Raw genomic sequence first — 8,043 nt, 5'->3', positions numbered from 1 at the left:
GGCCGGACCGGCGCCACGCGCACGGGCGCCCGACGCCCACCAGCGGCGGCCTGGCCCTGATCGCCGCGACCGTGGCGGGCGTGGTCGCGCTGCTGCCCGGGGCGGGCGAGACCACGCGTGATCTGGCCCTCCTGCTGGGCCTGGCCGGCGCGCTGGGCCTCTACGGCGCGGCCGACGACGTCTGGGATTTTCCCGCGACCCACAAGCTGCTCGCGCAGGTGCTGTTGGCCCTGGCGTTTTCCCTGTGGGTGGCGCGCATCGACGTGCTGCCGCTGGCGCCCGGCGTCCGGCTGGAGCTGCCGGCCGTGGTCGCCGTCGGCCTGACCACCGCCTGGCTGGTGGTGGTGGTCAACGCGGTCAACTTCATGGACGGCTCCAACGGCCTGGTGGTCGGCGCCAACGTGCTGAGCCTGGCGGGCTTAGGCGCGCTGGCCGCCCTGGCCGGGGCCGACCCGCTGCTCGTGGGCGCCTGCGCGGTCGCGGCGACGGCGGGGCTGGGCTTCCTGCCGTGGAATTTCCCGAGGGCGCGGCTGTTCCAGGGCGACGCCGGCTCGCAGTTCTCCGGCTTCCTGATCGGCGGCCTGGCGGTGCTGCTGGCCGGGCGCGAGCCGACCGCGCCGCTGTTCGCGGCGGTGGCCGCCCTGCCGATCCTGACCGACGTGTTGCTGACGCTCGTGGACCGCACGCGCCGGCGCCGGCCGCTGTTCCACGCCCACCGCGAGCACGTCTACCAGCTGTGGCTGGACCACACCGGCAAGGGCCACGCGGCCCTGGCCTGGCGGTTCTGGGCGCTGACCGGAGCGGCGATCGGCCTGGGCTTCGCGATCCACAGCGCGCCGGAAGGCTGGCGCTTCGGCCTGACCCTGGCGGCGGCGGGCGTGGGATGCCTGCTTTGGGCGGTGCTGCGCCGGCCGCTAAGGGCCGACGGCTCTAGGCCCGGCGGCTGACGGCGAAGTCGGCGAGGCCTTCCAGGGCCTGACGCCAGTCGTCGGCCGGGAACACCCCCAGCGCCGCCTTGGCGGCGTCGGCGTATTCGCCGGCGAGGTCCAGGGTCGCCTGCAGGGCGCCGCAGCCCACGATGATCTCGCGCGCGCGGCGGAAGTCGGCCTCGGTCTGGTCGCCCGGGTGGCCCATGGCCTTCTCCCAGAAGGCGTCCTCGCGCCCGGCGGTGCGGGCGATGGCCAGCAGCAGCGGCAAGGTCGCCTTGCCTTCGCGGAAGTCGTCGCCGGCGTTCTTGCCCAGCGCCTCGGTCGTGCCGCCGTAGTCCAGCGCGTCGTCGACCAGCTGGAAGGCCAGGCCCAGGTTCATGCCGTAGGCGCGCAGCGCCTGGATCCGCGCTTCCGGCGCGCCGGCCGCCACCGCGCCGGCCTCGGCCGCGGCCGCGAACAGCTCGGCGGTCTTGGCGCCGATGATCTCCAGGTAGACGTCCTGGGTCAGCTTCAGGTCGTGGGCGCGCGTCAGCTGCAGCACCTCGCCCTCGGCGATGACGCTGGAGGCGCGCGAGAGAATCGCCAGAGCGCGCAGCGAATCCGTCTCGACCATCAGCTCGAAGGCGCGGGCGAACAGGTAGTCGCCGACCAGCACGCTGGACGCCGCGCCCCAGATCAGGTGGGCGGCGACCTTGCCACGGCGCAGTTGCGAGCCGTCGACCACGTCGTCGTGCAGCAGGGTGGCGGTGTGGATGAACTCAACCGCGGCGGCCAGCCTGTGGTGCGCGCCGCCCTCGATGCCGGCCAGCCGCGCGGCGGCCACGGTCAGCAAGGGGCGCAGGCGTTTGCCGCCGGCCGAGATCAGGTGCTCGGCCAGGGCGGGGATGACCGCGACCGGGCTCTGCATGCGCTCGACGATCAGCGCGTCCACCGCCGCCATGTCGGCCACGGCGAGCCGGATCAGGCTCTCGACGTCGCCCGAGGGGCGCGCGACGGAGGCGGTTGCTGCGTCCAACGCTCAAACTCCAGAAAAACGGCCGGGCCGACTGGCGGCCCCGCGTCAACGCGGCGCACAATGGTTAGGCGCCCTTGCAGGGTCAAGCCGCCCTAGCACTTGAACTGCTCCGCTCCCAGCTCTGTTGCATGACCGAACACCTCGACACGCCGCCCCTGGAACAACCGAAGGTCACGGACGACCGCCTGCTCGACGGGCGCGTGCGCCTGCTGCAGCCGGCCAAGGGCTATCGCGCCGGCATGGACGCCGCCCTGCTGGCCGCCGCGGTCGACGCCAGGCCTGGCGAGCGGGTGCTGGAGGCCGGCTGCGGCGCCGGCGCGGTCTTGTTCCAGGCGGCTTCGCGTTCGCCCGAGGCACGCTTCACCGGGGTGGAGCGCGACCTCGAGGCCCTGGCCCTGGCCGAGCGCAACATCGGCCTGAACGAAGCCGAAGGCCGCGTGCAGGTGCGCGCCGGCGACGTGGGCCGGGGGTTCGCCGCCCACGGCTTTCTTGAACCCGGCGAGCCGCCGTTCGACGTGGCGATCGCCAACCCGCCCTTCTTCGACGACCCGAATGCGTTGCGCGCGCCTCACCCCAGCCGCCGCGCCGCCTGGATCGCCGACACCGGCCTGGACGCCTGGACGCGCTTCCTGCTGAAGGCGGTGCGCGAGGGCGGGCGGATCGTGGTCATCCACCGCGCCGACCGGCTGGCCGACCTGCTGGCCCTGCTGGGCGCGACCGCCGGCTCGTTCCAGATCCGCGCGATCCACCCCTTCGCCGACGCTCCGGCCAAGCGGGTGCTGGTGCAGGCGGTGAAGACCGGCAAGGCGCCCCTGCGCATCCTGCCGCCGCTGGTGCTGCACACGCGCGGCGACGCCGGCAAGCACACGCCGGAAGCCGAGGCGATCCTCCGCGGCGAGGCGGGGCTGGGGTGGATGTGAGCTAGTCGGCGTAGAGCTTGAGCGCGTCCAGCACCAGCTCCAGGCCGGTCAGGTCGCGCAGCGGGTCGGGCGTGACGATCACGTACAGCCGCCGCGACTCGGCCCACAGCATCAGGTTCTCCGGTAGGCCGAAGTCCTCGATGGCGCAGCCGTAGCTGTCACGCCATTCGCCGTCGGCGTCGATCTCGGCCCCGATCATCCGCTCCACGCGGTCGCGATGGTCGGCCTCGTCCTCGTCGACCACGTTCAGATAGGCGAACACCGGCTTGCCCAGCGCCGCGGCGAAGCCGATCTCGAAGGCCGTGCCCGCATCGCAGCCCGGCCCGCGCCAGGGCGTCAGGTTGGCCACCACCGCGTCGCAGCGGCGGATGCGGGCGATGCTCTCGGCGTAGATCTCGCGCGCCATGGCCTCGGACGGCTCGGTCTCGACCAGATTGTGGTCCAGCGCCGTGATCCCGATGAAGCCGGCCTGGTCGCACAGGTCGCGCTGCCGACGCGCATGCTCCTCCGCCTCCGGAAACCAGAGGTCGGGACCGAGCAGGCAGACGGTGGAGATGCGCCGCATGGGCGATGTTCTAGCGGAGCTGGAAGCGCACGGCCACGGCCCGCCGCTCCTTACTCCCCCGCCTTGTCCGCCACCTCGGCCAGCCGCCGTCCGGCCGCCTCGATCGGGCGTTCGCCCAGGGCGCGCCGGCGCGCCAGCAGCTCGGGGAAGCCGGCGTCGTAGTCGGCCATGAACTTCTTCACGAAAGCGCCGTCCTGCACGTCGTCGAGCACGCCCTTCATGGCCGCGCGCGCCGCGTCGCCGATCACCCGCGGGCCGGTCTGGTAGGCGCCGTATTCGGCGGTGTTGGAGATCTTCTCGAACGCCCCGGCCACGCCGCGGGCGAACATCAGGTCGACCACCAGCTTCAGCTCGTAGAAGCACTCGAACCAGGCCACCTCCGGCGGATAGCCGGCGGCGACCAGGGTCTCGAAGGCGTCGTTGACCAGCTCCGGCACGCCGCCGCACAGCACCACCTGCTCGCCGAACAGGTCGCTCTCGCACTCGTCGCGCATGGTGGTCTCGAGGATGCCCTTGCGCCCGCAGCCCAGAGCGGCGGCGAAGGACAGGCCCAGCGCCTTGGCCTGGCCGGTGACGTCCTGGTGCACGCCGAACAGGCAGAACACCCCCTCGCCTTCCACATAGAGGTCGCGGATGCGCGGGCCGATGCCCTTGGGCGAAACCAGCACCACGTCGAGGTTTTCGGCCGGCGCAACCAGGCCGAAGCGCACCGACAGGCCGTGGGCGAACACCAGGCAGGCGCCGGACTTCAGGTGCGGAGCGATCTCGTCGCGATAGAGGTCCCGGTGCGCCTCGTCCGAGGTCAGCAGGGCCAGCACGTCCGCCCAGGCCGAGGCCTCCGCCACGGAGACGACCTCGAACCCGTCGGCCCGCGCCGTGTCGGCCGACTTGCCCTGGCGCACCCCGATCCTGATGTCCGCGACGCCCGAGTCGCGCAGGTTCAGCGCCTGGGTGCGCCCCTGGCTGCCGTAGCCGACCACGGCGACCTTGCGGCCACGGATCAGGGACAGGTCGCAGTCGCGGTCGTAGTAGACGGGCAGGGTCACGGAAGCGCCTCGTACAGGACGGAAACAAGCTCGCCGGTCTTGCCCCGCGCGGCGCAGGCTTGGAAGGCCTTTCGCGTCCGGCCGGCGTGATTGATGACGACGACCGTGTCGCCGCCGTCCAGGCACTCCTCGTCGCCGCCGCCGACGACGGGCACCTTGCTCGCGAGATAGGTCGGTTCGGCGTACAGACACGGATCCGCCAGCAGCCGGTCCAGGCGCGCGGCCGCGTCGCCGCCGATCGCCACCCACTGCTTCGTCAGCTTGCGCCCGAACGGCGCCTGCATGCCTTGCAGATCTTCCTCAAGCGACTCGACCAGCCAATCGCCAGCGGCGTTGCGGCGCGCCGCCAGGCTCGCTCGCCCGCCCGCGAATGTCCCCCGGACGAACACTTCGATAGGCGCGGGCTGCTCGGCGATCCCGGCCTGCGTCCGCAACTCCCTGCGATCCTTCTCGGCGGCCGCGACACGCGCTGCGAGATCGGCGGGGTCGGGGCGGACGCGGGCGACGTCGATGGCGCGGATCGTCCGGCGCGCTTCGGGCGGCCACATCTCCGGGTCCGTCACCCACAGCGGCCCGCAGGCGCCGGCCGGCGGCATCGCCGGCTCGGCCTTCCGTTCGGCCCAGCGCCACACCAGATAGCCTCCGGCAAGCGTCGCCGTGATGGCGACCGCGATCAGAGTACGGTTCATGGATCAGCCCCCTTCGCCGACCGACGTTCTCACCTTCTGGCGCGAGGCCGGGCCTAGCAAGTGGTTCCGCGGCGGCGACGCCTTCGACGACGCCTGCCGCCGGTTCGAGCCGGCCCACTTCGCCGCCGCCCGGCGCGGCCTGGACGACTGGGCCGACACGGCCGAGGGCGCGCTGGCCCTGCTCCTCCTGCTCGACCAGTTTCCGCGCAACCTGTGGCGGCGCACCGCGCACATGTGGGCCGCCGACCCGCTGGCGCGAATGTTCGCGCACCGGGCGCTGGACCAGGGCTTCGACCGCAGCGGACCCGAAGACCTGCGGGCCTTCTGGTACCTGCCGTTCCAGCATTCGGAGCGACTGGAGGACCACGACCGGGGGCTGGCCGCCATGGCCGACTGCACGCCCGATCAGACCAAGTGGGCCCGCCACCACCGCGAGATCATCGTCCGCTTCGGTCGCTTTCCCCACCGCAACGCCGCTCTGGGCCGTGAGAGCACGCCGGAAGAGCTGGCCTATCTGGCCGACGGCGGGTTCTCGGGGTGAGCTGAAATAGGCGGCCCCGCCCGCCGCGACCGCGCACCAGCTTGATCCCGACCGATTCCGGCCAGATGTTCCCGCCCATGAACGCCGTGTCCCAACCCGTCGCCGTCGCCGCCCCGGATCACCCGGAGCGCCAGTACCTCGCCCTCCTGGCCGACATCCTGGCCAACGGGGTCGAGCGGGGCGACCGCACCGGCACCGGAACGCTGGGCGTGTTCGGCCGGCAGATGCGCTTCGACCTCGGCCAGGGCTTCCCGCTGCTGACCACCAAGAAGCTGCACCTGAAGTCCATCGTCTACGAACTGCTGTGGTTCCTGCGCGGCGAGACCAACGTCGCCTGGCTGAAGGATCACGGGGTCAGCATCTGGGACGAGTGGGCCGACGAAAACGGCGAGCTCGGCCCGGTCTACGGCAAGCAGTGGCGCTCCTGGGCCGCCCCGGATGGCCGCTCGATCGACCAGATCGAGAAGCTGGTCGAGGGCCTGCGCAAGAACCCCAACAGCCGCCGCCACATCGTCAGCGCCTGGAACCCGGCCGACGTCGACGACATGGCCCTGCCGCCCTGCCACTGCCTGTTCCAGTTCTTCGTCGCCGACGGAAAGCTGTCCTGCCAGCTCTACCAGCGCTCGGCCGACGTCTTCCTGGGCGTGCCGTTCAACATCGCCTCCTACGCCTTGCTGACCATGATGATGGCGCAGGTGGTAGGCCTGAAGCCCGGCGAGTTCGTGCACACCTTCGGCGACGCGCACCTGTACCTGAACCACGTCGACCAGGCCCGGCTGCAGTTGACCCGCGAGCCGTTCGCCCTGCCCACCATGCAGATCGCGCCGAAGACCGACCTGTTCGACTTCGCCTTCGAGGACTTCGTGCTGGAGGGCTACCAGGCCCACCCGCACATCAAGGCGGCGGTGGCGGTCTGACCATGAGCCTGCCCCAAATCGCCCTCGTCGTCGCCCGCGCCAAAAACGGCGTCATCGGCCGTGAAGGCGTCCTGCCCTGGCGGCTGAAGTCGGACCTGGCCCTGTTCAAGCAGGTGACCCTGGGCAAGCCGATCGTCATGGGCCGCAAGACCTGGGACAGCCTGCCCCGCAAACCGCTGCCCGGCCGGCTGAACCTGGTGCTGTCGCGCGACGGCTCGTTCGAGCCGCAGGGCGCGATCGTGTGCGAGCGGTTCGAGGAGGCGGTGCAGATCGCCCGCGAACAGGCGGCCGAGGACGGCGTGGACGAGGTCTGCGTGATCGGCGGCACGGCCCTGTTCGAGCTGGCCCTGCCGCGCGCCAAGCGGCTCTACCTCACCGAGGTCGACGCCGAGCCGGAAGGCGACGCGATCTTCCCGGCCTTCCACGAGGCCGAGTGGACCGAAGTCCGCCGCGAAGCCCACACGCCGGCCGAGGGCGACGACCACGGCTTCGTGTTCCGGGTGCTGGAGCGGCGGTAAGCTCGCTCCACGAGCCTAGAACTTCACCGTCACCAGACGGTCGCGGACCAGTTCGGCGATGGTCAGGAAGACCTGGGCCGTCGCGCACTCCGGCGCGGCGGCGACCAGCGGGCGGCCGGCGTCGGCGCCTTCGCGGAGCGCCATGTCGATCGGCACCTCGCCCAGGAAGGGCGCCTTGACCCGCTCGGCTTCCGCCTTGGCCCCGCCGCGGCCGAAGATCGGGATCGGCGCCCCGGTCGAGGGATCGGGGAAGTAGGCCATGTTCTCGACCACGCCGAGGACCGGCGTGCCGATCTTCTCGAACATGGTCACGGCGCGCCGCGCGTCGGCGACCGCCACCTCCTGCGGGGTGGAGACCACCACCGCGCCGTCCAGCTTGGTCTTCTGCACCAGGGTCAGCTGCACGTCGCCGGTGCCGGGCGGCAGGTCGACGATCAGCACGTCCAGCGGCGCGGTCTCGGAGCCCCAGCGCACCTCGTTCAGCATCTGGGTGATCGCCTGGCTGGCCATCGGCCCGCGCCAGATCATGGCCTGCTCGGGATCGACCAGCAGGCCGATCGACATGGCCTTCAGGCCCCAGGCCTCGAGCGGGACCATCTTCTTGTCGGCGTACTGCGGCGGGTCCTTCAGGCCCAGCATGGTCGGCGCCGAGGGGCCGTAGACGTCGGCGTCCAGCAGGCCGACCGACAGCCCCAGCTTGGACAGGGCGCAGGCCAGGTTGACGGCGACGGTCGACTTGCCAACCCCGCCCTTGCCGCTGGCCACCGCCACCACCGCCTTGACGTGGTCGGGCCGGCCGGCGGCGACCGGGGCCTTGGGGCGGCCCTGGTCCGTCGCGGCCTCGGACAGGCGCGCGCCCTTCGGACGGGCCGGCGCGGCCGCGCCGCCCTCGGCGGTCAGCAC

The 8,043-nt window shown here is 72.1% G+C and carries 10 protein-coding genes; 5 read left to right on the top strand and 5 right to left on the bottom strand.

The window, feature by feature from the left end; genetic code table 11:
* Positions 1–947, top strand: a 947-nt coding sequence (locus G3573_RS18250) for an MraY family glycosyltransferase (RefSeq protein ID WP_163263117.1), incomplete at its 5' end; no start/stop codon positions are given.
* Here the strand turns inward: G3573_RS18250 and G3573_RS18245 are convergent.
* Entirely contained in the window at positions 931–1,944 is a 1,014-nt protein-coding gene (locus G3573_RS18245; protein WP_163263116.1) for a polyprenyl synthetase family protein, read from the bottom strand. The two genes, G3573_RS18250 and G3573_RS18245, sit on opposite strands and share 17 nt — an antisense overlap.
* 128 nt (positions 1,945–2,072) lie before the next feature.
* Between G3573_RS18245 and G3573_RS18240 the strand changes: the two genes are divergently transcribed.
* Complete coding sequence (locus G3573_RS18240) at positions 2,073–2,864, top strand: methyltransferase (protein ID WP_163263115.1); 792 nt, start codon at positions 2,073–2,075, stop codon at positions 2,862–2,864.
* Between the two features lies 1 nt (position 2,865).
* Here the strand turns inward: G3573_RS18240 and G3573_RS18235 are convergent, their stop codons facing one another.
* From G3573_RS18235 to G3573_RS18225, 3 genes are read right to left on the bottom strand one after another with little or no spacing between them, the layout of a single operon-like run.
* Positions 2,866–3,429, bottom strand: a complete 564-nt coding sequence (locus G3573_RS18235) for a nucleoside 2-deoxyribosyltransferase (RefSeq protein ID WP_163263114.1) — start codon at positions 3,427–3,429, stop codon at positions 2,866–2,868.
* 50 nt (positions 3,430–3,479) lie between these two features.
* Positions 3,480–4,475: a ketol-acid reductoisomerase gene (gene ilvC, locus G3573_RS18230; RefSeq protein WP_346427414.1), complete on the bottom strand. Its 996-nt coding sequence runs from the start codon at positions 4,473–4,475 to the stop codon at positions 3,480–3,482.
* On the bottom strand, positions 4,472–5,164 hold the full coding sequence (locus G3573_RS18225) for a hypothetical protein (RefSeq protein ID WP_163263113.1): 693 nt from the start codon (positions 5,162–5,164) through the stop codon (positions 4,472–4,474). The genes ilvC and G3573_RS18225 overlap by 4 nt, the downstream gene beginning before the upstream one ends.
* Between G3573_RS18225 and G3573_RS18220 the strand changes: the two genes are divergently transcribed.
* The 3 genes from G3573_RS18220 to G3573_RS18210 all read left to right on the top strand — a co-directional run bounded on the left by G3573_RS18220 (position 5,163) and on the right by G3573_RS18210 (position 7,140).
* The gene (locus tag G3573_RS18220) at positions 5,163–5,705 is read left to right on the top strand and encodes a DUF924 family protein (protein ID WP_163263112.1); all 543 of its coding nucleotides are present in this window, start codon (positions 5,163–5,165) and stop codon (positions 5,703–5,705) included. The genes G3573_RS18225 and G3573_RS18220 overlap by 2 nt on opposite strands.
* 77 nt (positions 5,706–5,782) lie before the next feature.
* Entirely contained in the window at positions 5,783–6,622 is an 840-nt protein-coding gene (locus G3573_RS18215) for a thymidylate synthase (RefSeq protein ID WP_163263118.1), read from the top strand.
* Between the two features lie 2 nt (positions 6,623–6,624).
* The gene (locus G3573_RS18210) at positions 6,625–7,140 is read left to right on the top strand and encodes a dihydrofolate reductase (RefSeq protein ID WP_163263111.1); all 516 of its coding nucleotides are present in this window, start codon (positions 6,625–6,627) and stop codon (positions 7,138–7,140) included.
* Positions 7,141–7,155: 15 nt separating this feature from the next.
* Here G3573_RS18210 and G3573_RS18205 read toward each other — a convergent pair.
* A partial coding sequence (locus G3573_RS18205) for an Mrp/NBP35 family ATP-binding protein (protein WP_163263110.1) occupies positions 7,156–8,043 on the bottom strand: 888 nt, incomplete at its 5' end.

This window comes from Caulobacter sp. 17J65-9, from assembly GCF_010975005.1.
Classification (GTDB): Bacteria; Pseudomonadota; Alphaproteobacteria; order Caulobacterales; family Caulobacteraceae; genus 17J80-11.
This window is presented reverse-complemented; position numbering and strand designations above follow the sequence as displayed.

Excerpts from the sequence above, each read along its gene's own strand:
- G3573_RS18240 (WP_163263115.1), top strand. The coding sequence starts at position 2,073 with ATGACCGAACACCTCGACACGCCGCCCCTGGAACAACCGAAGGTCACG.
- G3573_RS18235 (WP_163263114.1), bottom strand. The coding sequence starts at position 3,429 with ATGCGGCGCATCTCCACCGTCTGCCTGCTCGGTCCCGACCTCTGGTTT.
- G3573_RS18220 (WP_163263112.1), top strand. The coding sequence starts at position 5,163 with ATGGATCAGCCCCCTTCGCCGACCGACGTTCTCACCTTCTGGCGCGAG.
- G3573_RS18225 (WP_163263113.1), bottom strand. The coding sequence starts at position 5,164 with ATGAACCGTACTCTGATCGCGGTCGCCATCACGGCGACGCTTGCCGGA.
- G3573_RS18215 (WP_163263118.1), top strand. The coding sequence starts at position 5,783 with ATGAACGCCGTGTCCCAACCCGTCGCCGTCGCCGCCCCGGATCACCCG.
- G3573_RS18210 (WP_163263111.1), top strand. The coding sequence starts at position 6,625 with ATGAGCCTGCCCCAAATCGCCCTCGTCGTCGCCCGCGCCAAAAACGGC.